Raw genomic sequence first — 22919 nt, 5'->3', positions numbered from 1 at the left:
TCGGGCTGAGGACGGCGGCGTGACGCGGCCAGGGGCTTACGCCCAGGGGGCGGGGCAGCAGGAGGCCCGACGCGAGGCGCCGCCTCGGCGGCGGGGGGCGTGGCTGGGGCCCGGCTGTCATGTACGGCCGTGGGGGCGGGTCCCGTACGTCCGGGGCCCGTGGCCGTCGCCCACTCCGAACCCGTCCGCACGCCGGTGGGTCCGGTGCGGCGTCGGCCGGCTGTCGGCGTCAGTCCGGACCCTTCCGGCACGCCGGAGGCCAGCCGCCGTGGCAGGTCCGGCTGCCCCGGTTGCTAGGTGCTGCCGTGCGTGGCGGGCCAGTACGCCCGGGGCCGTTGGCGGGCGGCGGCCCGGTGGCCCTCCGGCAGGCCGTGGACCGCCTCGATCACTTCGTCGACGGTGATCCGCAGCAGCCGGGGGTCGGGCGTGTCCCCGTGGGCGTTTCCCGGGCGCAGTGGGTCGTCGTCGGGGGCCGGATGCCAGAGCACCCGGTGCAGGGGGCCGAGCGGCGGGCCCCAGAGAAGCGGGGCGACCGGGCCGAACAGGACGACCGATGGGGTCGCCAGCGCGGACGCCAGATGCGCGAGGCCCGTGTCGCCGACGACCACGCAGCGCGCGTGCGCGACCAGCGCGGAGAGCCGGCCGAAGGGCACATCGGCCGTTCCGCCCACCACCGCTTCCGGCGGCAACCCGGCCTCGTGCGCCACGGCCCGGGCCAGCGGCCCCTCGCCGGCGCCCGCCGTCACCACCACCCGGTGGCCCGAGCGGCTCAACGCCCGCGCCACCGCGGCGAAGCGCCCGGCGGGCCAGCGGCGGGCCCCGGCGTCCGCGCCGGGATGGACCACGACCGCCCCGGGAGCCGGTGAGGGCTCCACCGGAGGGGCGATCCGCAGGTCGTCCGGATCCGCCGCGATCCCGTGCCAGCGCAGCAGCCGGCACCAGCGGGCCCTCTCGTGCTCGTCCGGACGCCATACGGGGCCGGGGATGTCCGGCGTCCCGGGGTGCCGGTACGCCATGAGCACCCGAGGCCGCAGGCGCTGAAGCAGCTGATGACTCGGCGGACCGTTGCCGTGCAGATCAACCGCGAGGTCGGGCGCCGGCCCGTCCCATTCCAGCTCCCCGGGCACGGCCCGTCCGGCCGCCTCCGCGGGCAGCACCCGGTCCACCAGCCCGGCCCCGACCGCCACAGGCCTCAGCCGCTCGGGCGCGGCGAGCACGATCTCGTACTCCGGCAGATCCCTGCGCAGCGCCCGAAGGCACGGCACCACGGTGAGCAGATCCCCCAGCCCAAGGGCTCGCAGCACCAACGCGACGGGCCGGACGGCGCCCGAACCTCTACCGGGCGGACGGTGGAGAAGGGTGTGGGCCCTCATGGGCGGCTGTTCCTTTCCGGGCGGCCGACTCGGCACAGGGGGCGACACGAGAGGCGGGGCGCGCCCCGTCACGGACGTCGCGCCGCACGGCGCTTCCGCCCCCTCACGGCCCCGTCGGCGGCAGCGCCGCCGCCAGGGCCGCTCGGTGCGTCAGGGAGGTGGTCGAGCGGCCGTCGAGGTAGGGGAGGACCACGGCCTGGCCACCCCATTCGCGCAGGGCCTCCGCCTCCGGAAGGTCCTCGGTCGAGTAGTCGCCGCCCTTCACCCAGACGTCCGGCCGCAGTCTGCTCAGCAGCGCCGTCGGGGTGTCCTCCTCGAAGGCGATCACCGCGTCGACGCTGCCCAGGGCGTCGAGCACCCGGATCCGGTCCGCCAGAGGGTTGAGCGGGCGGCCGGGGCCCTTGCGGCGGGAGAGGGACTCGTCGGAGTTGACGCAGACGATCAGGCAGTCGCCGATGCGCCGGGCGCTCTCCAGGAGGCCGACGTGACCCGCGTGGAGCAGATCGAAGCAGCCGCCGGTCGCGACGACCGTGCCGCCGCGTGCCTGGACGCTCCGGGCGAGGGCGAAGGCGTCGGACCCGAGGCCCCGGCGGCTGCCCGGGACGGGCATGTCGTCGCCCCAGAGCGCCGGGTTCGCCACCCCGCCGGCCGTCACGAACGCGGCGGCTTCCGCGACGCCCCGTTCCACGGCTTCCTCCGGCAGCGCTCCGTCCGCCAGCGCGGCGGCCACCGCGGCGGCGAAACAGTCGCCCGCCCCGCACGGGTCGCCGTCGGCCCGGTAGGGAGCGGGGACGAGCATGGGGGTACCCGCGCCGGGCCGCGTCAGCAGCACACCGCGCTCGCCGAGCGTCACGGCGACCGATGCGGCCTTCCAGCGCTCCGCGAGCTCCGAGCCCCGCCGGGCGTAGGCACGCAGCGACACGCCCTCCTCGGCGCTCAGCGCGCACGCCTCGGCCGCGTTGGGAGTCACCAGCCGCGCCCCCGGAACCGGCGGGTCGCCCTTGGGATGGGGGTCCCACACCAGCGGCACCCGGGAGGCGACCGCCGCGAGCAGGTCGCGGGTGGCGCGCGCGGTGTGCCGGCCGTAGTCGGCCACGAGGACCGTCCGCGCCGAGGCCAGCGCCTCGCGGACGTCGTCGTCCGGCTCGCCGGGGCTTCCGCCGCCGCGGTCGATCCGTACCAGCGAGCGTCCGCTCGCCAGCACCCGTGTCTTCACCGGCAGCGCCCCGTCCAGCGGGATCTCCACGAGGCGGACCCGTCCGCGCAGGGCCTGGCGTACGGCGTCGCTGGCCGGGTCCTCGCCCAGCGCGGTGACGAGGACGACCTCCCGTCCGCCACCGGTCGCGAGGGCCGCCGCCAGGCCCGCCCCGCCGGGGCGGGACCGCTCACCGGTGACATCCACGACCGGGGCCGGGGCGTCGGGGGAGAGCCGTGTGGACACGCCCTCGATGTCCTCGTCGAGGAGGACGTCCCCCACCACGACGAGCGGCTCGGACGCGGTCACCGGATGCCCCGGACGGCGGCGACGGCGGGTGCGCCGTCGACCTGGATCGACGGCGCGGGAGCCGAGGCGCGGCCCCCCGCGACGGGGGTGATCCCCGCCGCCGCCCCGGCGGCCGCCCTGTCGAAGGACTCACAGAGCAGGTGGACGGCGACCAGATGGGTCTCCTGGACCGTCGCCGCGCAGGGCGCGTCGACGCACAGGGCCTCATCGGCGGCCTCGGCCAGCGGATTGGGCCCGGGGCCGGTCATCGCCCACACCTCCATCCCGGCGGTGCGCGCGGTGACGGCCGCCGAGATCAGGTTGGCGCTGCGGCCGGAGGTGGAAAGGAGCACGAGGACGTCTCCCGGCCGCCCGTGGGCGGACACCTGCCGGGCGTAGACGTGCTCGAATCCGTAGTCGTTGCCGATGGCGGTCACGCTGGAGGTCTCCGCGTGCAGGGAGATGGCCGAATAGGCGGGACGCTCCCGCTGGTACCGGCCGACCAGTTCCGCCGTCAGATGCTGGGCCTGCGCGGCGCTGCCGCCGTTGCCCGCCGCCAGCAGCCGTCCGCCGGCGGGCAGGACGGCGGCGAGCCGTCCGCCCCAGTGCGTGACCCGTCCGAGGCCGTGCCGGCGGAACTGTTCCAGCGCGTCCTGCAGGAACTGACAGTGCTGGTGGGCGCTTTCGAGTGCGTGGGAATCGCTCATGGCGGTGGGGCGGGCCGCGTCCCGGGGGAGCGGCGTCGCCCGTGCCTCCTTCGGACATCGGTACTGCGCGAGGTGGGGTCGGGGCCGGGGTCAGATCGCTCCTGTCACCGCGTATCGGTCGCTGAGCACCGAGCGGTACACCGCCTCGGTGGCCGCCGCGACACTCGCCCAGCTGTAGCGGGCGAGGACGCGGCGGCGGCCCGCCTCCCCGCATGTCTCCCGCAGCACGGGGTCGGCCAGCAGCGAGGCGACGGCCGCGGCCAGGGCTTCGGGGTCGCCGGGCGGCACCAGCCGTCCGGTGCCGGGATCCGCGACGGTGTCCAGCTGCCCGCCGACCGCACTGGCGACGACGGGTTTGCCGCAGGCCATCGCCTCCAGCGGCACGATCCCGAACGGTTCGTAGTCCGCGGGGCACAGCACCACGTCGGCGCTCCGCAGCAGTGGCGGCACGGCGGCACTGGGCACTCCGCCCGTGAAGAGGACACGGTCGGCGACACCCGCCACCCGGGCGGTCTCGCGCAGCCTGCGCACCTCCGGGTCCCGGTCGATCCGGTCCGCCGTCGGCCCGCCGACCACCACGAGTTCCGCCCCCGGCAGCCGGGTCAGGGCGGCTATGGAGACGGCGGCGCCCTTGCGGCGGACCAGTCGGCCCAGATGGATCAGCCGGTACGGATGGGCACCGCGGGCGGCGACCGGTCCGTGCGGGGCGAACTGGTCGGGGTCCACCCCGCAGGGCACGACGTCGACCTTGTCGGCCGGGATGCCCATGCGGACGAGTTCGGCGACCTCGTCACGGCAGGTGGCGACGACGCGGTCGCAACCGAGACCCACTTCACGCTCGCAGCCCACTCTCGCCGCCGGGCTGGTGTCGGCGTGCTTCTGATGGCGCCGCTTGACCGTGCCGAGCGCGTGGTAGGTGTGCAGCAGCGGCAGCCGCAGCTCGCGTGCGGCCTGGAGCGCCGCGAGTCCGGACATCCAGAAGTGGGAGTGCACGACATCGGGGGCCCGCGCCTGCCAGTCGCGGGTCAGATAGCGGCCGAACGCGAGCATGTGGGGCAGCAGATCGTCCTTCGGGATGCGTTCGGGAGGGCCGGCGGGCACATGGCGGACCTCCACGCCCGGGCGCAGCCGTCGCCGCTCCGGCAGTTCCCGTTCGTCCCGCCGGGTGTAGACGACGACCCGGTGGCCGCGGTCGGCCAGGGCGGCCGCGAGGCAGGCGACATGGACGTTCTGTCCGCCGGCGTCGACACCGCCGAGCGTGGCGAGGGGGCTCGCGTGCTCCGACACGAGGGCGATCGACAGGGACCTGATGTCGAGTGGGCTGAGGGATGTCATGAGCGCACCTCCGTCATCACGCGCTCCCAGTCGCCCAGGAAGCGTTTGAGGCCGTACCGTTCGAGGGCCGCCTGCCGGGCACGCGCGCCGTCCTCGGCCGCGGCCTGCGGGTCTTCCAGATAGCGCCGGGCGGCGCGGGCCAGGACCTCGGGGCGGGTGGACAGCACTCCGGTGCCGGCCGGAACCGCCTCCACCGCCTCGGTGGTGGCGAGCGCCACGACCGGCATGCCCAGATGCATGGCCTCCAGCAGGGAGAGGCCGAGCGACGTCCAGCGCACCGGGTGCAGATAGAGCCGGCGCTGGGCCATGGCCGCGTGCAGCTCCCGCTGGGGCAGGTCGGCGGTACGGCACCGGTCCGCGGGCACCCCGAGATGTTCGGCCAAGCCCTCGGTGCGCATCCCGAAGACATCCAGCGGTGCTGCCTCGCACAACGCCGGCAGCAGGTCGGTGCCGGTGTAACGGCCGCGCCGGGCGGGCTCGTTGACGACCACCGCCGCGCGGGCCAGATGTCCCGTGTACTGGTGCCCGGGATCGACGATGCCGTGCTCGATCACCTCGGTCCGGGTGGAGCCGCTGTCCCAGAACAGGCGGTTGAAGTGGGTCACGTGCACGAGCGTCAGGTCGTCACGGTCGGCGAAGGGGTGCCGGGTGTCGGGCACGTTGCCGTCCGGGGCGTTGTGCTCCAGATAGACGGCGGGCACGTCCCGGCCGGGGCGGCGCCCGCCGAGCCAGCGCTCGGCGAGTTCCCCTTCGTGGGGCCGCTGGAGGACGACCATGTCGACCGGCGCGTCGCGGAGTTCCTCGGGCGTCAGCTCGCGTACGGACTCGGGCCAGGAGAAGGTACGCGCCCGGCCCAGGCCGTCCGGATCCCGGCCGGGCGTCACGGGCACGAGATAGGTGTGGGGGCCCTGGACGAAGGCCGTTGTCCAGGATCCGTGCACATGCCACAGCAGGATGTTCATACGGTCGCTCCTTGGTCCGTCGCGGTTGCGGCGTCGGGCCCGGCCGGAGACGCGCCGAGCGCCGGCCGTTCGCCGAGCGCGGCCACCGCCGCCAGCACCTCGGCGTCGCCGACCCCGTCGAGACAGGGATGGCCCCGCACGGGACAGCGCCGCGCACGGCTCCCCGCGCAGAGCGCCTCCTGGTCGCCGAGCAGGACATGCGGAACGCCGTACGGGTGCCAGCGCTCGGCCGGCACCACCGGGGCGAACGGGCAGACGACCGGTGTGCCCACCGCGGCGGCCAGGTGCGCGGGGCCCGTGTTGCCGACGACCGCGACGCTCGCCGCCGACAGCACCCCGGCCAGCTCGCGCAGATCGCCCGTCACCCCGCCGAGGTCGAGCGCGTGCCGGCCGGCCACCTCCGCCGTGAGGTCCTTCTCGGCGCGGCTGCCGGTGACCACGACCCGGTACCCGGCCGCGCTGAGGGCGGCGGCGGCCCGCGCGGCCCGCTCGGGGCTCCAGGCACGGGCGGGCACCGCGGCGCCCGGATGCAGGACGACATACGGCTCGGGACCGGTCAGATGGGCCGTGTCGGGCGTCTCGCGGATCCGCAGCTCACCGTTGTCGCCGAGCGGCAGCGCGAAACCGGCCGCGTCCGCCAGGTCCAGGGCCGCCCGTACCTCATGGCGGTGGGGCAGCCGCTGGTGGCGCAGATCGAGCAGCGAACCGGGATAGTCCTCACTGTCCGCCGCCGTCCAGCCGACCCCGGCGAGCTTCACCAACAGCGCGGCCGGGAGCGGGCTCTGGTGGTACGAGACGAGAATCAGCGCCCGGTCGAAACGTCCCCGCGCCACCGCCTCCAAGAACGTGCGGCACTCCGGGCGCGACACCGGGGCGGGATCGAGTCCCACCCACGGGGCGTCGTACACCAGCACCTCGTCCACGCCGGGCAGGAGCTCCGCCGCCGGGGCGCCCAGCGGCCCGCACAGCAGGGCGGTGTGCGACGAGCCGGCGGCCACGGCCCGTACGGCGGGCCCGGCCAGCAGGACGTCGCCCGCGCTGTCCAGGCGCACGACGAGGGTCCGCGGCGCGGTCATCGCACACCCTCCGCGGGACATCCGGCGCCCAGCACCAGCCGGACGGCCTCCAGCAGGTCGGCGGCCACCTCGTCGGCCGCGTCGATCTCCTCGGGCCGGGTGACCGGGGTCGGCACGAGCACGCCCCGCGCCCCGGCGGCCCGGGCGGCGGCCATGTCGGCGCCGATGTCGCCGACGAGGACCGTACGGTCCGGCCGCACGCCGAGACGTGAGCAGGCGGCGAGCACCAGCCCGGGGGCGGGCTTGCGGCACGCGCAGCCGTCGTCGGGCCCGTGCGGGCACACCGCCCAGAGCGCGAACGGTCCGAGAAGGGCGTCCACCCGCTCCCGCACGGCATCGACCTGGCGGCGCGTCAGCAGTCCGCGCGCCACGCCCGACTGATTGCTCACCACGGCCACCGGGATCCCCCGTGCCCGCACGGCGGCGACGGCCTCCCGCGCCGACGGCATGGGGACGACCCTGCCGGGATCGCCGTTGTATGGAACGTCCACGACGAGAGTGCCGTCGCGGTCGAAGAGAACCGCCTCCGGGAGCCCGTGGGCCGACGTCCCGCGCGGGCGGATGTCCCGCGGTCCGTCGAACAGCCAGGGGCCGCCGGCCGGCGCGGCGTCCACCGGCGGGGAAGGGGGCCTCATGACGGCACCTGCTCCCTGACCGGCTCCCGTGCCGCGCGGGGTGACGCGGGCTCCACCGGCGGGTTCCAGGGTTCCGCACGGCGGTGGACGACCATCCCGCGCAGCCAGTGCCAGACGGCCACCGGGGGGATGAGCACACTGGTCACGGCCATCGTCACGACCTCGTCCCGGGTCCGGGGCCCCGGCGCGATCCGGGCGCCCGCGAACTCCGTGGTGCCCGCCAGCCACGCGGCCGCGCACACGCCCGCCGCGCGGCGCCTGCCGAGCAGAGCGCAGACGAGGCCCGCCGCGCCCGCCGCGCCGACCAGCAGGTGACCGGGCAGGCGCCCCCGTGGCGCGTCCGCCCGGTGCCACCAGTCGTGGCCGTGCAGGCGGTTCATCAGCACGTCGTCGGCGTTGCCCACCTGCTGCCGTACGGATGTCCAGCGGTCGGCGGGCCGCACCGGGTGCGTGGTCCGGCGGCTGCCCGCCGCGAGCGTCCAGCCGCAGGACAGCACCCGCAGGGCCAGATCGGCGTCCTCCCGGAAGGCCCGCCGGAACCGCTCGTCAAAACCGGCGACCTCTTCCAGCGCCTCGCGCCGGTAGGCCATGTCGGCCGTGATCCACCGCGCGGTGGCCAGCCCCGCCGTGTTGCGCTCCCAGTCCGTGGGCCGGCGGTCCGCGGGAAGGGGCACCGCGATCCGCGCGGTGACGCCGGCCGTCCGGTGCGACGCGGTCACGAGGTCCCGGGCCAGCTCCTCGCCCCAGGCCGGCCCGGGCACCACGTCGTCGTCGAGGAAGACGATCCACGGAGCGGAACCGGCCGCCCGGCGGCCCGTGTTGCGCGCCGCCGCGGGACCTCGCGCGCCACCCGGCACCACCGTGGTGACGGGTCGCAGGAACTCCGGTATCTCCACCCGCAGCGGAGAGCCGTCGCTCGCGGGCCGGTCGTCGACCAGCACCACCCGGACGGGCTTCGGCCCGGTGGCGGCTGACAGCGCACCGAGGCAGGCGCTCAGACTCGGCCTGCCGAGCGTCGGTATCACCACGGCGTACTCGGGCGGATCCTGCGAGCGGCGCCCGCTCATCGTGACCACCCGTCCTCGACGGAGCGGAAGACGCCGCCGCGCCGGACGGCGAACGGCCCGATGGCGAGCAGATCGACGGGGGAGGAGCCGAAGCATTCGAGCGCGTCGCGCGGATCGTCGACCATCGGCCGGCCGGCGGTGTTCAGGCTGGTGTTGACGACCACCGGCAGACCGGTGAGCCGCTCGAACTCACCGAGCATCCGGGCGACCAGCGGCTCGTACGACGGGTCCACGGTCTGAATGCGGGCGGTGCCGTCGACATGCACGACGGCCGGGATCCGCTCCCGCCAGGCCGGCGCCACCTCGTGCACGAAGAGCATGTACGGGCTGGGCATCGGCCCGTCGAAGATCTCGGGCGCGCGGTCGGCCAGCACCATCGGCGCCACCGGCCGGAACTGCTCGCGCCCCTTGACGTCGTTGAGCCGCTCCAGATTCCCGGCGTGCCCGGGGTGCGCCAGCAGCGAGCGGTGCCCAAGCGCCCGGGGCCCGTACTCCGAACGCCCCTGGAACCAGGCCACGACGGCGTTGTCCGCCAGCGCGCGGGCCACGGTCGCGGCGATGTCCGGGGGGCGTTCGAACGGGACGCCCGCCGTCTTGAGCCAGGCGCCGAGCTCCGCGTCGGACCAGTCGCGGCCCAGGTCGGCGCCCGCCATCGGCTCCGGCGCCTCCCCGGCGCCCGCGGCGAGCAGCAGCGCGCCACCGAGAGCCGTGCCCGCGTCACCGGCCGCGGGCTGCACCCATACCCGGGAGAACGGGCCCTCGCGGGCGATCCGCGAGTTGGCGACGCAGTTGAGCGCGACGCCGCCGGCGAGGGTGAGCACGCTGTCGTGGGTCCGTCCGTGCAGCCAGCGCGCCAGGTCGAGCAGGGTCTCCTCCAGTACGGCCTGGGCGCTCGCCGCCACGTCCGCGTGGTCCTGCGTCCACGGCTCGTCCGGCGCGCGGGGCGGACACAGCTCGTGCCAGGGCACGGCGGTGGCGTGGAACCCGCCGTCGCCGGTGGGGTGCACATGGTGGCGCAGCTCCCGCAGCATCCGGGGTGTGCCGTGCGACGCGAGGGCCATCACCTTGAACTCGTCGGAGGAGCGCAGGAATCCGAGATGTTCGGTGAGCTCCTCGTAGACCAGCCCGAGGGAGTGGGGCAGCTCCTGCGCGTGCAGGGGCTCCAGGCGGTTGCCGATGCGCCGTGCGGCGAGATGCGAGGCCCGTTCGCCGCGGCCGTCCATGACCAGTACGGAGGAGTTCTCGGCGCGGTCGGCGGCGAAGGCGCTCGACGCGGCGTGTGCCATGTGGTGCGGTACGAACCGGACGCGGTCCGCGTCCAGACCCGGCAGGGCGGTCGCGATGAACCCCGGGGCCTCCCGCGCGTAGGCCAGCCTGAGGTGGTCCCACGGGTCGTCCATGCCCATGGCGTCGGCGGGGCGGGCCAGGGACGGGTCGAAGGAATAGGCGACGGCGTCGAGGTCCTGAGGGCACAGGCCCGCGCGCTTGAGGCACCAGGCGGCTGCCTGTTCGGGCAGTTCCCACGCGGAGAACGGAAGCGGACGCTTGCCGTGCTTGCGCCGGGAGAACCGCTCCTCCTCGGCGGCGGCGACCGTCCGGCCGTCGATCACCAGAGCGGCGGCGGGGTCGTGGAACAGGGCGTTGATTCCGAGAATGCGCATGCTGTGCCAGGCCTTTCGGCGGTCGGAGACTGGGCCCGGCCGGACAGGGCGCCGGCGGGGGCTCGGCCGAGTCGGCTGAGGTGGTCAGCTGTCCTGCTGGGCGCGGAACCAGGCGATGGTGCGCCGCAGGCCCTCTTCGGCGGTCACGACCGGCTCCCACTGGAGCTTGTCGCGGGCCAGGGTGATGTCCGGGCAGCGCACGGCCGGGTCGTCCGTGGGCCGTTCGATGAAGCGGATCTCCGAGGCGGAGCCGGCGAGTTCGATGATGTACCCGGCCAGGGCCAGCATCGTGATCTCGGTCGGGTTGCCGATGTTGACCGGGCCCCGCATCCCGTGCGCCGCGGCCGCGAGGATCCCCCGCACGGTGTCGTCGACGTAACAGAGCGACCGGGTCTGCAGCCCGTCGCCGGTGACGGTGAGGGGCTCGTTCGCCAGCGCCTGCCGGACGAAGGTGGGCACGGCCCGGCCGTCGTACCCGCGCATCCGCGGGCCGTAGGTGTTGAAGAGCCGCACGATGCCGGTGTCGGTGCCGTGGGAGCCGGACTCCGCGGTGGTCAGTGCCTCGCCGAATCGCTTGGCCTCGTCGTAGACGCTGCGGGGTCCCACCGGGTTCACGTTGCCCCAGTACCGCTCGTTCTGCGGGTGCTCCTGCGGGTCTCCGTACACCTCCGAGGTGGAGGCGAGCATGAAGCGGGCACCGGTCCGGTGGGCGAGTTCCAGGGCGTTCCTCGTACCGAGGCTTCCGGCCTCCATCGTGTGCAGGGGCAGCCGCAGATAGTCGGCGGGGGAGGCGGGAGAGGCGAAGTGCAGGACGAGGTCGGGCGTACCGTCGACGCTGAAGGGCCGGGACACGTTGGCCCGTTTGAACATGAACCCCGGGCGGTCCATCAGCTCGGCTATGTTCTCCGGCCGACCGGTGCTGAAGTCGTCCACACAGGTGACCGCCGTACCTGCGTCGAGCAGCGCCGCGCACAGGTGCGAGCCGACGAAACCCGCACCGCCGGTCACGACGGCGTGCTCCCAGCGACGTGGGGTAGCGGTGTCCATTGCATCTCCTCTGACCTCTGACAGGGCGGGTGTCGAAGTCCCCCGCAATGCGTCGGTGAGACCCGTTCAGCGTCCTTCGGGCGCTGCCGCGGGGCACCGGGAACTACTGCATTGCGGTGAACCACCGAGCGTGAGGAGCGGGGTCCGGGCGCCGTCCCGATCGGCCCTTCCACCGTCGTGACCTGCGTCGACGGGGCTGCCCGTGGGCCGGTTCCGCGCGCTGGGCCGGCCGCTGGGGAGATGCTCATGAGCCGGGGCGACCCGGGCATACGGGAGGGGACGAAGGATCGATCCGAGCATGAGGTGCGTTCATGAAAAGCCCCCTCGACTTCCGCCCGAAGGCCGCCGTCGTGACCGGGTCGGACTCCGGCATCGGACGGGCGGTCGCCGTCCGCCTGGCCTCCGCCGGCATGGACGTCGGCATCACCTGGCACCACGACGAGCAGGGAGCCGAGGCGACCGCCGAGGAGGTCCGCGCGCAGGGGCAGCGCGCCGTGGTCGCCAGGCTCGACCTGGACGCGGGCGGCGACCCCGGCGAGGTGGTCGACCGCCTCGCCGACGACCTCGGCCGCATCGACGTCCTGGTCAACAACGCCGGTACGGGCACCTCCACCCCCTTCCTCGAACTCGACGCCGACACCGTGCGCCACGTCCTGGAGGTGGACCTCGTCGGGCCGCTGCTGTGCGGCCGCCGGGCCGCGCGCCGCATGATCGCCCAGGGCGGCGGCGGGCGGATCGTCAACGTCACCTCCGTCCACGAGCACGAACCGCGAGTCGGCGCCGCGCCGTACTGCGCCGCCAAGGGGGGACTCGGACAGCTGACGCAGGTGATGGCCCTGGAGCTCGCGGAGTACGGCATCACCGTCAACGCGGTCGCGCCGGGCGAGATCGCCACCCCGATGACCGGTCAGGAGGACGAGGACGTGCGTACCGCGTCCCGCCCCGGCGTGCCGCTGGGCAGGCCGGGCGACGCGCGGGAGGTCGCCGCGGTGATCGGCTTCCTCGCGGGGCCGGAGTCCTCGTACGTCACCGGAGCGTCGTGGGTCGTCGACGGCGGCATGCTGCGGATGGGTCCCATGGCGGGCTCCCACATGGACCACGACCGCTGGCGGCGGCCGTGACCCCGAGGCGTGTTCCTGGGGCGAGTCGGGCCCCGAGCGCGACCGGGCCGTGAGCCCGACCCGCGGGGCGGAGCCGAACCTGACCCGCGCGGCGCCCCCGAGCGTGACCCGCGGCGCGACCCCCGAGCGCCACCCCGCACCCGCACCCGCCACCGGCCGCGTCCGGCGCCCTCGGGCCGCCCGGGCGGCCCATATACGTCCCATCCCTGCCCAACCCGGCGATGTCGTCCGGTCGGCGCGGGAAGGGGGGTATGTGGGGTGCCTGTTGGCGAGTGCAAGGTCACAGCCGTAGCCACTGCAGCTCATCCGTACCTCTGGCCTAGCATCCGAGCATGACGGTTCTGCCTGATGACGGGCTTTCCCTCGCTGCCGAATTCCCCGATGCCACCCATGAGCAGTGGCAGCGCCTCGTTGAGGGCGTGCTGCGCAAATCGGGCAAAGACGTGTCGGGGAAGGCTGCCGAGGACGCGCTCGCGACGGCGCTCGACGACGGGCTCGTCGCCCACCCCCTCTACACCGCGAGCGACACCGCGGCGGACCCGGGATATCCGGGCTTCGCCCCGTACACCCGCGGCGGCAGGCCGGTGGGCGGCTGGGACGTCCGGCAGAAGCACGGACGCCCCGAGCCCGCACGTGCCAACGAGGCCGTGCTCGCCGACCTCGAGAACGGTGTCACCTCGCTGTGGCTGACCGTGGGCGAGGCCGGGGTGCCCGTGTCCGGGCTGGCCAAGGCGCTCGACGGGGTGTATCTGGACCTGGCGCCCGTGGTCCTCGACGCGGGATTCGAAACCGCCGCGGCGGCACGGGAGTTGATGCGCCTCTACGAGGAGCGCGGCATCGCCCCCGACGCGGTGCGCGGCAACCTGGGCGCCGACCCGCTGGGAACCGCCGCCCGCCATGGTGGCGAGGCCTGGGATCTCGCCGGCGCGGTGCTGCTGGCACGCCGCTGCCACGACGACTACCCAGGGCTGCGCGCCCTGACCGTGGACGCGCTGCCGTACCACGAGGCGGGCGCCTCCGCCGCGCAGGAGCTGGGCGCCTCGCTGGCGACCGGTGTGGCGTATCTGCGCGCGATGACGCAGGCGGGCCTGCCGGTCGAAGCCGCCTGCCGACAGCTGGAGTTCCGCTACGCCGCGACCGCCGACCAGTTCCTGACCGTCGCCAAGCTGCGCGCCGCGCGCCGGCTGTGGGCCAGGGTCGCGGAAGCATGCGGGGCCGGCGCGGGGAACGCGGGCGCACAGCGCCAGCACGCGGTGACCTCGGCGGTGATGATGACCCGTCGCGACCCCTACGTGAACATGCTCCGCACCACCATCGCCTGCCTGGGCGCGGGCGTCGGCGGCGCCGACGCGGTGACCGTCCTCCCGTTCGACCACGAGCTCGGCCTGCCGGACGCCTTCGCCCTCAGGATCGCCCGCAACACCTCCTCGATCCTGCTGGAGGAGTCGCACCTGGGCCGGGTCACCGACCCCGCCGGAGGGTCCTGGTACGTCGAGCGGCTCACCGACGAACTGGCCCACGCGGCCTGGGAGTTCTTCCAGGAGCTGGAGCGCGCGGGCGGCCAGGGAGCGGCTCTGGCCTCGGGCCTGATCGGCGACCGCCTCGCCGCCACCTGGCAGGAGCGCAAGCGGAAACTGGCGCGCCGCCGCGAACCCGTCACCGGCGTCAGCGAGTTCCCGAACCTCACCGAGAAGCCCGTCGTCCGGGAGCCCGCCCCCGCCGCCGCGCGGAAGGGCGGCGGCCTTCCCCAGGTCCGGCGCGACGAGGACTACGAAGCGCTGCGCGCCCGCTCCGACGCCCACCTCGCCACCACCGGCGACCGGCCCCGCGTCTTCCTCGCCGCGCTCGGCCCCGCTTCCGCGCACACCGCGCGCGTCTCCTTCGCCTCGAACCTCTTCCAGGCCGGCGGCGTGGAAGCGGTCCACGATCCCGTCACCGTGGACGCCGCCACCGCCGCCGAGGCGTTCGCCCGCAGCGGGGCGAGCGTCGCCTGCCTCTGCTCCAGCGACCCGCTCTACGAGGAGCAGGCCGAAGAGGTGGCCAAGGCCCTCCTGTCGGCGGGCGCCCGACGGGTGTTCCTGGCGGGCAGGCCGGGCGAGTACGCCGGAGTCGACGAGTACATCTTCGCGGGCTGCGACGCCGTGAGCGTCCTGTCCACCGTCCTGGACCGCATGGGAGTGGCGGCGTGATGCAGATTCCTGATTTCTCGGAAGTCCCCCTGGACTCCGGCGCGCCCTCCGAGGCCACCGAGGAGCAGTGGCGCGCGGCCGTCAAGGAGTCGACCGGCAGCAGCGCCGACGACCTCCTGTGGGAGACGCCCGAGGGCATCGCCGTCAAGCCGCTGTACACCGGGCGTGATGTGGAGGGCCTGGACTTCCTCGCCACGTACCCGGGCGTCGCCCCGTACCTGCGCGGGCCCTACCCGACGATGTACGTCAACCAGCCGTGGACGATCCGCCAGTACGCCGGCTTCTCGACCGCCGAGGAGTCCAACGCCTTCTACCGGCGCAACCTCGCCGCCGGGCAGAAGGGCCTGTCGGTCGCCTTCGACCTGCCCACCCACCGCGGCTACGACAGCGACCACCCGCGCGTCACGGGTGACGTCGGCATGGCGGGCGTCGCCATCGACTCCATCTACGACATGCGTCAGCTCTTCGACGGCATCCCGCTGGACCGGATGACCGTGTCGATGACGATGAACGGCGCGGTGCTGCCCGTCCTCGCCCTCTACATCGTGGCGGCCGAGGAGCAGGGCGTGCCGCCCGAGAAGCTCGCCGGGACCATCCAGAACGACATTCTCAAAGAGTTCATGGTCCGTAACACCTACATCTATCCGCCGACGCCCTCCATGCGGATCATCTCCGACATCTTCGCCTACACCTCGCAGAAGATGCCGCGCTACAACTCCATCTCCATCTCCGGCTACCACATCCAGGAGGCCGGTGCGACGGCCGACCTGGAACTGGCGTACACCCTTGCCGACGGCGTGGAATATCTGCGCGCCGGACAGGAAGCGGGCCTGGACGTGGACGCGTTCGCGCCCCGGCTCTCCTTCTTCTGGGCGATCGGCATGAACTTCTTCATGGAGATCGCCAAGCTGCGCGCGGCCCGGCTGCTGTGGGCCAGGCTGGTCAAGCAGTTCGACCCGAAGAACGCCAAGTCCCTTTCCCTGCGCACCCATTCGCAGACCTCCGGCTGGTCCCTCACCGCACAGGACGTCTTCAACAACGTCACCCGCACCTGTGTCGAGGCCATGGCCGCGACCCAGGGCCACACCCAGTCGCTGCACACCAACGCCCTCGACGAGGCGCTCGCGCTGCCCACCGACTTCTCGGCGCGTATCGCCCGCAACACCCAGCTCCTGCTCCAGCAGGAGTCCGGCACCTGCCGGGTCATCGACCCCTGGGGCGGCAGCGCCTATGTGGAGAAGCTGACGTACGACCTGGCCCGGCGCGCCTGGCAGCACATCCAGGAGGTCGAGGCGGCGGGAGGCATGGCGAAGGCCATCGACGCGGGCATCCCGAAGCTGCGCGTCGAGGAAGCGGCCGCCCGCACCCAGGCCCGCATCGACTCCGGCCGCCAGCCGGTGATCGGCGTCAACAAGTACCGCGTCGAGAACGACGAGAGCATCGACGTCCTCAAGGTCGACAACTCCTCCGTACGCGCCCAGCAGATCGCCAAGCTGCGGCGGCTGCGCGAGGAGCGCGACGAGGCGGCCTGCCAGGACGCGCTGCGGGCGCTGACCCACGCCGCCGAGCGCGGCTCGGGGACCGGTATGGAGGGCAACCTGCTGGCGCTCGCGGTGAACGCCGCCCGCGCGAAGGCCACCGTCGGCGAGATCTCCGACGCCCTGGAGAAGGTGTACGGACGGCACGCCGGCCAGATCCGCACGATCTCCGGCGTCTACCGCACCGAGGCAGGGGAGTCACCGTCCGTGGAACGCACCCGGTCGCTGGTCGAACGGTTCGAGGAGGCGGAAGGCCGCCGACCGCGCATCCTCGTCGCCAAGATGGGCCAGGACGGCCACGACCGCGGCCAGAAGGTGATCGCCACCGCCTTCGCCGACCTCGGCTTCGACGTGGACGTCGGCCCGCTGTTCCAGACCCCGGCCGAGGTGGCCCGGCAGGCCGTCGAGGCGGACGTCCACATCGTGGGTGTCTCCTCCCTGGCGGCAGGCCACCTGACCCTCGTCCCCGCGCTGCGCGAGCAGCTCGCGGAGGAGGGCCGCGACGACATCATGATCGTCGTCGGCGGGGTGATCCCCCCGCAGGACGTGCCGACCCTGCTGGAGATGGGCGCGGCGGCCGTGTTCCCGCCCGGCACCGTCATCCCCGACGCGGCCCACGACCTGGTGACGCGGCTCGCCGCGACGCTGGGCCACGACGAGCTGTAGCGGCGCATGGCCATCGACCTCGACACATATGTGAAGGGGGTGCTCGACGGGAAGCGGGCGTACGTCGCCCGGGCCATCACCCTCGTCGAGTCCACCCGCCCCGACCACCGCGCGCTGGCGCAGCGGCTGCTCACCGAGCTGCTGCCGCACACGGGCAACGCGCGACGGATCGGCATCAGCGGGGTGCCGGGCGTCGGCAAGTCGACCTTCATCGACGCCTTCGGCACCATGCTGACCGGCCTCGGCCATCGGGTGGCGGTGCTGGCCGTCGACCCTTCCTCGACCCGCACCGGCGGCTCCATCCTGGGCGACAAGACCCGGATGGAGCGCCTCGCCGTCGACCCGGCGGCCTTCGTCCGGCCCTCGCCCAGTGCGGGAACGCTGGGCGGGGTCGCCAAGGCGACTCGCGAGTCGATGGTCGTCATGGAGGCGGCGGGCTACGACGTCGTCCTGGTGGAGACCGTCGGCGTCGGCCAGTCCGAGACCACCGTCGCGGGCATGGTCGACTCCTTCCTGCTGCTCACCCTCGCCCGCACCGGCGACCAGCTCCAGGGCATCAAGAAGGGCGTCCTGGAACTGGCCGACGTCATCGCCGTCAACAAGGCCGACGGTCCGCACGAGCGGGACGCCCGCGCCGCCGCCCGCGAACTCGCGGGCGCGCTGCGCCTCATGCACCCTGTCGACGCGGCCTGGACCCCGCCGGTGCTGAGCTGCAGCGCCCGGGAGTCCCTCGGTCTCGACACCGTGTGGGAGCGGCTGGAGGCGCACCGTACCGTCCTGGACTCGGGCGGCCGGCTCGCCGCGAAGCGCCGCGACCAGCAGGTCGACTGGGCCTGGGCCATGGTCCACGACGAGCTCCTGCGGCGTCTGCGCTCCCATCCGTCGGTCCGTACCCTCGCCCCCGAGCTGGAACAGCGGGTCCGCGACGGGGAGCTCACCGCCACACTCGCCGCCGAGTCCCTCCTGGAGGCCTTCGGCGACCCGCGGGACTGACCGGCGGCGGCCCGGGCCCGCCCGGGAACCGCTGTCGGCCCGGCGGCCAATGGAGGAAACTGTTCGCGTGACCGCCACCGACCCCGTGCCCGCCGGCCCCGTGCCCGCGAAGAGTTCCGGCATCTCCCGGCCGCCGACCATTGCCGACGTGGCCAAGGCCGCGTCCGTGTCGCGGACGACCGTCTCGCACGCCCTGAACGGCTTGGGCAAGGTCGATCCGCGCACCCGCGAACGCGTCAAGAAGATCGCGGCCGACATGGGCTACCGGCCCAACCTCCGGGCGCAGCGGCTGCGCCGAGGGCAGGCCAAGGCGATCGCCCTGGCCTCCTCGATGCCCTTCGCGGTGGCCGGCGGCCCGTCCCGTCTCGGCTTCTACATGGAGGTGGCCGCGGCGGCCGCCGAGCGTGCCCTCGTCCACGAGTTCGCTCTCGTACTGGTCCCGCCGGTGAGGTCCGGCACCGATCTGTACTCGGTCGACATCGACGGCGCGATCGTCGTCGAACCGGACGCGGACGACGCGGCGGTGGCCCAACTCCGCGAGCGCGGACTGCCGTTCGTCACCCTCGGCAGGCAGGTGCGGCCGGACGCCGGCGCCCCCTACGTCGATCTGCGCAGCGGCCTGGTCGCCGAGCTGCTGCTCGAGCACCTGCGCGAGCAGGGGGCCCGCCGTCCCGCCCTGATCGTCGGCAGGGGCAGCCGGCACTCCGCCGTCGACGCCCTGGCGGCGTACGAGGACCTCGCCGCGCGCCACGGCTGGGACGTACGGGCCAGGACGGCGCCCGAGGAGGGCGGCGAGCAGGCCGGGTACGAGGTCTGCGCCGAACTGCTCGCCCAGCACCCGGACACCGACGCCGTGTGCGCGCTGGTGGACGCCTTCGCGGTGGGAGCCGTCCGGGCGATCACCGACAGCGGCCGTACGATCCCCGACGACGTCATGGTGGCCACCCGCTACGACGGCCTGCGCGCCAAGACCTGCCGGCCGCCCCTGACCGCGGTCGACCTGGGCCTGGACCGCGCGGCCGCCGACGCGGTGGAACTCCTCCTGGCCCGCCTCACGGGTGCCGAGTCCGCCGACATGGTGGTGGCCCCGGAACCACGCGTGGTACCGAGGGCCTCGTCGCTGCGCCGGCTGTGACGGCGGGGCGGTGGGTGGCGGTGACGGGGAGGCGCCCCGGACGACCTACGGCACGACGGACGGCCCGGTGATCCTCCCGGGCCGTACCCCGCGTACGCCTCACGCGCCCGCGATGAGCACCACCCCCGACACGATCGCGAACGACAGGACGAACACGCGCATCCGGCGGCCGTCGATCCGGTCGTGGACGTGTCGGCTGAGCCAGCCGCCCACCGCCAGGGCCGGGACCATCAAGGCCGCCCAGCCCAGTTGCGTCATCTCCGCCCTGCCCGCCGCGAAGAGGAGGCCGAGCGAGGCGACTTCGCCGACGAGGAAGCACAGGGCGATGGTCGAGCGCATCTCGGCCGCCGGGCGGTGCTGGTAGACCAGGGCCAGGGGCGGCCCGCCGACGCCGGTCGCCGTCTCGGAGAGACCGGTGACGACGCCCGCCGCGAGATAGGCGCCCCGGCCGGGGGTGAAGGCCGGGGCGGCCAAGCTCACCAGGGCCGCCAGGAGCGTGGCCAGACCCACGTACAGGCCCAGACTGCTCTCGGGGATCAACCAGAGCAGGGCCAGCCCGCCCGGCGTCGCCGCCAGGCGGGCCACCGTGATCCAGCCCGCTCCGCGCAGATCCAGGGAGCCCCTCTCCCGCCAGGCGACGTGGAGGTTGAGCGGAATCATGACGGCGAGCAGGAAGACCGGAAGCAGGGCCGGCGCGAGCAGACCCGCCACGGGCGCGACGATCAGGGCGAAGCCGAGGCCGCTCGCGCCCTGGACGAACGCGGCGGCGACGACGACGAGGGACAGCATGGCGACGACGGTGACACTCACAGCGCGCCGTCCGCCGTACAGGACCCGCTCCGGCCGGCCGACCAGTGCTCCACGGACGTGGGGTGGACGCGGGTGATGGGGGAGCGGGCCACCACCTGCCGGCCCACCTCCGCGGCCCGCGCGACCAGGGCCGGTCCGTCCCAGCCGACGGGCCGGCCCTGCCACATGCGCAGATGTCCGGCGACGAACACGGCGCTGATCTGGTCGCGGTTGCCGAGGCGGACGAGCTCCCAGGGCAGGTCCCAGGACGGGGCCATCTCCGGTCCCGTCAGGTCGACGAGGAGGAAGTCCGCGGCGGCCCCCTCGACGATCCGGCCGGTGAGCCCGCCCAGGCCGACGGCATCGGCGCCGCCCGAGGTCGCGTGCTGCAGCCAGGTCCGGCCCGCGCCGCAGGACGAGTCACCGACGGCCAGACCGTAGGCGATCCGCTGGGCGAACTCCGCCGCCTCCACCAGCCGGAACCCGTCGCCGCGGGTGCCGTCGGTGCCGAGGCCGAAGCGGATGCCGCGTTCGGCCAGAGTGGTCGCGGGGGCGACGGCGTTGCCCTTCCAGGCACTGGCGACCGGGTTGTAGCTGATCGCCGTACCCGTGTCCGCGAGCAGCGTCAGCTCGGAAGGGGTGAGCAAGGTGGCGTGCGCGGCGAGGAGCTGGGGGCCCAGCGCGCCGAGGCGGTGCAGATGTTCCAGTGGCCGCATTCCGTGGCGCAGCAGGGACCTCTCGACCGAGGCGAGGTGCTCGTTGACATGGATCTGCACCACCGCCCCCGCCTCGGAGGCCAGCCGCGCGGTGTCGCGCAGAGTCCGCTCGGTGGCGGCCTCGGGGAGGGAGACGGCCAGCGAGGGGTGGATGAGCGGGTCACCGGCGTAGCGCGAGAGGTGCTTCTCGGCGGCCGCCAGGGTCTCGTCGGTACCGGCCGGCGTGCCCTCCGCGGCGTCGTTGCAGACGAGGCCGAGGACGCAGCGGATGCCGGCGTCCCGCGCGGCGGCCGCCACGGCCTCCACGTCGACGGGGGCGCGGGTGCCCGCGTCGGTGACCGTGGTGAACCCGCCCCGCAGCGACTCCAGGACCGCCAACTTCGCCGAGACGTAGGCGGTTTCCTCGTCCAGCGCGCCCTCGAGCGGGAGCCAGACCCGGCGGAAGATCTCCGAGGGCTCACCGAAGGCCAGGCTGGAGCCGAAGCTCTGCGTGAGGTGGTGATGGGCGTCGACGAAACCCGGCATCAGCACATGCCCGGTGGCGCGTACCGGTGTGAGGTGCGGGTACTGCCGGGTCAGCGGCTCGGCGGGGCCGACGGCGACGAAGGCTCCGCCGGCGACCACCACCGCGTGGTCGCGCACCGGGCCGTCCGGCGTCAGGACGACGTCCGGGACGAGCAGAAGAGTGTCGTCGCCGAGGATGTCGGCGGTGAGGCTGTTCATGGAACTTCTCTCGTGAGGGTACGGGCGGGTCATCGCACGGGCGCCGGGCGCACCGCGTCGCCGCTCGGCGCGGCCGCGCGGAGGGGGTCTCGTCGCAGCCGGGGACGTACGTGGTGGAACAGGGCGTGCAGGACGGCCGCGGTGACGGCTCCCACCGCCACACCGCTCTCCAGGAGGATGCGGAGGTTGGGCGAGAAGGCCGCGTAGACGCCGGGGACGAGGATCGGAAGCAGACCGAGGGACAGGGCCGTGGCGCACACGAAGGTGTTGGCGTGGTTCTGGAGGTCGGCGCGGCCGAGCATCTGCACGCCGAGGACGGTGATGACCGCGAAGACCAGCATCGCCGTGCCGCCGACCACCGCGGCCGGGACGACGCTGATCAGCCGGGTGACGGGCGCCAGGAAGCCCATGAGGATCAATACGACGCCGGCGGCCGCGGTGACGTACCGGCTGCGCACCCCGGTCACCCGGACGATCCCGATGTTCTCGCCGCTGGTGACCATCAGCGGCAGGCCGAGGAAGCCGCCGAAGAAGGAGGTGAGCGCGTCGCCCCGGATCGTCTTGGAGACGTCCCGACGGGTGTCGATCTCCTTGCCCACGGCCTCGGCGTTGATGACGGTCTGGCCGGTGGCCTCCGCCATCGAGGCGAGGCTGTAGAGCATCAGCGGCAGCGCGGCCAACAGATTGAACTGTGGCGATCCGAACGGCAGCAGTTCCGGGACGGTCAGCAGACCACCCTCCGAGGCGCCGCCGAAGTCCGTCCGGCCGAGGGTGGCCGCGAGGATCGTGCCGGCGATCAGACCCAGCATGACGGCCAGCTGCCGCAGCAGTCCGCTGAAGAGCCAGAAGAAGGCGACGGTGAAGCCGATGGTGGCCAGTCCCAGGAACAGATTCGTCGGGTCGCCGAATCCGGGGGTGCCCGGCCGGCCCGCGACGAGGACGGCGCCGACCTTCACCAGGTTGACCCCAACGATGACGATCATGGTGCCGATGACCAGGGCCGGGAAGAACCTCAGCAGCCGCGAGAACACCGGGAGCACCACGAAGTAGAAGGCGGCGGTGAGGATGACCGCGCCGCTCGCCGTCCGTAGGCCGTGCTGCTCGGCGATCGCCATGAAGAGGATCAGCGGGGCGCCGCCGGGGAGCATGACGAAGGGCAGCCTCGGCCCGAACTTCCAGGGTCCCAGCGACTGGATCAGCGAGCCGACGCCGGAGAGCAGGAAGGCCGCGGAGAGCAGATTGACGGTGAGCGCGGGACCGAGATCCAGCGTGGCGCTCATGAGGAAGATGGCCGAGATGGGCGTCGCGGCCATGACCAGCACGTGCTGGACGCCGAAGAGCAGCATGCGGCCGAGGGGCCGGTGCTCGTCCACCGGGTGCGTCTCGGGACGGGGCCGGTCGGCGGGTGACAGCGACCCGGCCCCGGCTTCGGTCTCGGTATCGGTTTCGGTCCGGGCGTCGGCGGGTTCGGGTTGAGGCGTGGTACGGGGAGTGGACACATCGAGCTCCGTTCGCTCGCTCCGGCATCGGGACGGCGGCCGGTGACGGATGGGGAAGGTGCTGCTGAGCGGAGGTGCACCGACGTCGGATGCGCGGGGGTGTGCGTGTCCGGAGGTGTCGGCCAAATCGATTTGGCCGCCAGTATTGAGACCCAGGGGGAAGTCGTCAAGAGAGCGGGCGACGACAGGTCGCCACGAGAGCGG

At 73.9% G+C, this 22919-nt stretch carries 18 protein-coding genes; 5 read left to right on the top strand and 13 right to left on the bottom strand.

Features of this window, described 5'->3' with window-relative positions:
* Window positions 1-293 precede the first annotated feature (293 nt).
* From ACZ7J0_RS31070 to ACZ7J0_RS31025, 10 genes are all read right to left on the bottom strand, one after another.
* Entirely contained in the window at window positions 294-1304 is a 1011-nt protein-coding gene (locus tag ACZ7J0_RS31070) for a glycosyltransferase family 9 protein (protein ID WP_470892967.1), read from the bottom strand.
* Window positions 1305-1476: 172 nt separating this feature from the next.
* Window positions 1477-2877: a D-glycero-beta-D-manno-heptose 1-phosphate adenylyltransferase gene (rfaE2, locus tag ACZ7J0_RS31065; RefSeq protein ID WP_470892965.1), complete on the bottom strand. Its 1401-nt coding sequence runs from the start codon at window positions 2875-2877 to the stop codon at window positions 1477-1479.
* A complete protein-coding gene (locus ACZ7J0_RS31060) occupies window positions 2874-3563 on the bottom strand; it encodes a D-sedoheptulose-7-phosphate isomerase (protein WP_470892963.1) in 690 nt (229 codons plus the stop codon). Before ACZ7J0_RS31060 ends, rfaE2 begins: the two co-directional genes overlap by 4 nt.
* 90 nt (window positions 3564-3653) lie before the next feature.
* Window positions 3654-4898: a glycosyltransferase gene (locus ACZ7J0_RS31055; protein WP_470892961.1), complete on the bottom strand. Its 1245-nt coding sequence runs from the start codon at window positions 4896-4898 to the stop codon at window positions 3654-3656.
* Window positions 4895-5860 (bottom strand): glycosyltransferase, encoded by a 966-nt coding sequence (locus ACZ7J0_RS31050; protein WP_470892959.1) that lies wholly within the window; start codon window positions 5858-5860, stop codon window positions 4895-4897. Before ACZ7J0_RS31050 ends, ACZ7J0_RS31055 begins: the two co-directional genes overlap by 4 nt.
* The gene (locus ACZ7J0_RS31045; RefSeq protein WP_470892957.1) at window positions 5857-6936 is read right to left on the bottom strand and encodes a glycosyltransferase family 9 protein; all 1080 of its coding nucleotides are present in this window, start codon (window positions 6934-6936) and stop codon (window positions 5857-5859) included. The genes ACZ7J0_RS31050 and ACZ7J0_RS31045 overlap by 4 nt, the downstream gene beginning before the upstream one ends.
* Window positions 6933-7571, bottom strand: coding sequence for a D-glycero-alpha-D-manno-heptose-1,7-bisphosphate 7-phosphatase (locus ACZ7J0_RS31040; RefSeq protein ID WP_470892955.1), 639 nt, complete (start codon window positions 7569-7571; stop codon window positions 6933-6935). Before ACZ7J0_RS31040 ends, ACZ7J0_RS31045 begins: the two co-directional genes overlap by 4 nt.
* The gene (locus ACZ7J0_RS31035; protein ID WP_470892953.1) at window positions 7568-8638 is read right to left on the bottom strand and encodes a glycosyltransferase family 2 protein; all 1071 of its coding nucleotides are present in this window, start codon (window positions 8636-8638) and stop codon (window positions 7568-7570) included. The genes ACZ7J0_RS31040 and ACZ7J0_RS31035 overlap by 4 nt, the downstream gene beginning before the upstream one ends.
* Entirely contained in the window at window positions 8635-10299 is a 1665-nt protein-coding gene (locus tag ACZ7J0_RS31030) for a carbamoyltransferase family protein (protein ID WP_470892951.1), read from the bottom strand. Before ACZ7J0_RS31030 ends, ACZ7J0_RS31035 begins: the two co-directional genes overlap by 4 nt.
* Window positions 10300-10383: 84 nt before the next feature.
* Window positions 10384-11346 (bottom strand): NAD-dependent epimerase/dehydratase family protein, encoded by a 963-nt coding sequence (locus tag ACZ7J0_RS31025; RefSeq protein ID WP_470892949.1) that lies wholly within the window; start codon window positions 11344-11346, stop codon window positions 10384-10386.
* A gap of 311 nt (window positions 11347-11657) precedes the next feature.
* Here ACZ7J0_RS31025 and ACZ7J0_RS31020 point away from each other — a divergent pair, with 311 nt between their 5' ends.
* From ACZ7J0_RS31020 to ACZ7J0_RS31000, 5 genes are all read left to right on the top strand, one after another.
* Window positions 11658-12467, top strand: coding sequence for an SDR family oxidoreductase (locus tag ACZ7J0_RS31020; protein ID WP_470892947.1), 810 nt, complete (start codon window positions 11658-11660; stop codon window positions 12465-12467).
* 332 nt (window positions 12468-12799) lie between these two features.
* Window positions 12800-14656: a methylmalonyl-CoA mutase small subunit gene (mutA, locus tag ACZ7J0_RS31015; protein WP_470892945.1), complete on the top strand. Its 1857-nt coding sequence runs from the start codon at window positions 12800-12802 to the stop codon at window positions 14654-14656.
* A complete protein-coding gene (scpA, locus tag ACZ7J0_RS31010) occupies window positions 14656-16860 on the top strand; it encodes a methylmalonyl-CoA mutase (RefSeq protein ID WP_470892943.1) in 2205 nt (734 codons plus the stop codon). Before mutA ends, scpA begins: the two co-directional genes overlap by 1 nt.
* Window positions 16861-16866: 6 nt before the next feature.
* Window positions 16867-17853: a methylmalonyl Co-A mutase-associated GTPase MeaB gene (gene meaB / locus ACZ7J0_RS31005; protein ID WP_470892941.1), complete on the top strand. Its 987-nt coding sequence runs from the start codon at window positions 16867-16869 to the stop codon at window positions 17851-17853.
* A gap of 67 nt (window positions 17854-17920) precedes the next feature.
* A complete protein-coding gene (locus ACZ7J0_RS31000; protein WP_470892939.1) occupies window positions 17921-18988 on the top strand; it encodes a LacI family DNA-binding transcriptional regulator in 1068 nt (355 codons plus the stop codon).
* A gap of 99 nt (window positions 18989-19087) precedes the next feature.
* Here the strand turns inward: ACZ7J0_RS31000 and ACZ7J0_RS30995 are convergent, their stop codons facing one another.
* From ACZ7J0_RS30995 to ACZ7J0_RS30985, 3 genes are read right to left on the bottom strand one after another with little or no spacing between them, the layout of a single operon-like run.
* Window positions 19088-19777, bottom strand: a complete 690-nt coding sequence (locus ACZ7J0_RS30995; protein WP_470893002.1) for a sulfite exporter TauE/SafE family protein — start codon at window positions 19775-19777, stop codon at window positions 19088-19090.
* Window positions 19778-19794: 17 nt separating this feature from the next.
* Window positions 19795-21216, bottom strand: a complete 1422-nt coding sequence (locus ACZ7J0_RS30990; protein ID WP_470892937.1) for an amidohydrolase family protein — start codon at window positions 21214-21216, stop codon at window positions 19795-19797.
* 29 nt (window positions 21217-21245) lie between these two features.
* Window positions 21246-22562, bottom strand: a complete 1317-nt coding sequence (locus ACZ7J0_RS30985; protein WP_470893000.1) for a uracil-xanthine permease family protein — start codon at window positions 22560-22562, stop codon at window positions 21246-21248.
* Between the last annotated feature and the right edge of the window lie 357 nt (window positions 22563-22919).

Source organism: Streptomyces sp. NPDC038280 (genome assembly GCF_055600045.1).
Note: the sequence above shows the minus strand (reverse complement) of the source record. Positions and strands in the feature narration are given on the sequence as shown.

What these genes read in the sequence shown, in the direction of transcription:
- ACZ7J0_RS31055 (WP_470892961.1), bottom strand. Translation starts at nt 4,898, where the DNA reads ATGACATCCCTCAGCCCACTCGACATCAGGTCCCTGTCGATCGCCCTC.
- ACZ7J0_RS30985 (WP_470893000.1), bottom strand. Translation starts at nt 22,562, where the DNA reads ATGCTGCTCTTCGGCGTCCAGCACGTGCTGGTCATGGCCGCGACGCCC.
- ACZ7J0_RS31045 (WP_470892957.1), bottom strand. Translation starts at nt 6,936, where the DNA reads ATGACCGCGCCGCGGACCCTCGTCGTGCGCCTGGACAGCGCGGGCGAC.
- ACZ7J0_RS31050 (WP_470892959.1), bottom strand. Translation starts at nt 5,860, where the DNA reads ATGAACATCCTGCTGTGGCATGTGCACGGATCCTGGACAACGGCCTTC.
- ACZ7J0_RS31030 (WP_470892951.1), bottom strand. Translation starts at nt 10,299, where the DNA reads ATGCGCATTCTCGGAATCAACGCCCTGTTCCACGACCCCGCCGCCGCT.
- ACZ7J0_RS31060 (WP_470892963.1), bottom strand. Translation starts at nt 3,563, where the DNA reads ATGAGCGATTCCCACGCACTCGAAAGCGCCCACCAGCACTGTCAGTTC.
- mutA (WP_470892945.1), top strand. Translation starts at nt 12,800, where the DNA reads ATGACGGTTCTGCCTGATGACGGGCTTTCCCTCGCTGCCGAATTCCCC.
- ACZ7J0_RS30995 (WP_470893002.1), bottom strand. Translation starts at nt 19,777, where the DNA reads ATGCTGTCCCTCGTCGTCGTCGCCGCCGCGTTCGTCCAGGGCGCGAGC.
- ACZ7J0_RS31020 (WP_470892947.1), top strand. Translation starts at nt 11,658, where the DNA reads ATGAAAAGCCCCCTCGACTTCCGCCCGAAGGCCGCCGTCGTGACCGGG.
- ACZ7J0_RS31040 (WP_470892955.1), bottom strand. Translation starts at nt 7,571, where the DNA reads ATGAGGCCCCCTTCCCCGCCGGTGGACGCCGCGCCGGCCGGCGGCCCC.
- scpA (WP_470892943.1), top strand. Translation starts at nt 14,656, where the DNA reads ATGCAGATTCCTGATTTCTCGGAAGTCCCCCTGGACTCCGGCGCGCCC.
- ACZ7J0_RS30990 (WP_470892937.1), bottom strand. Translation starts at nt 21,216, where the DNA reads ATGAACAGCCTCACCGCCGACATCCTCGGCGACGACACTCTTCTGCTC.
- meaB (WP_470892941.1), top strand. Translation starts at nt 16,867, where the DNA reads ATGGCCATCGACCTCGACACATATGTGAAGGGGGTGCTCGACGGGAAG.
- ACZ7J0_RS31035 (WP_470892953.1), bottom strand. Translation starts at nt 8,638, where the DNA reads ATGAGCGGGCGCCGCTCGCAGGATCCGCCCGAGTACGCCGTGGTGATA.
- ACZ7J0_RS31025 (WP_470892949.1), bottom strand. Translation starts at nt 11,346, where the DNA reads ATGGACACCGCTACCCCACGTCGCTGGGAGCACGCCGTCGTGACCGGC.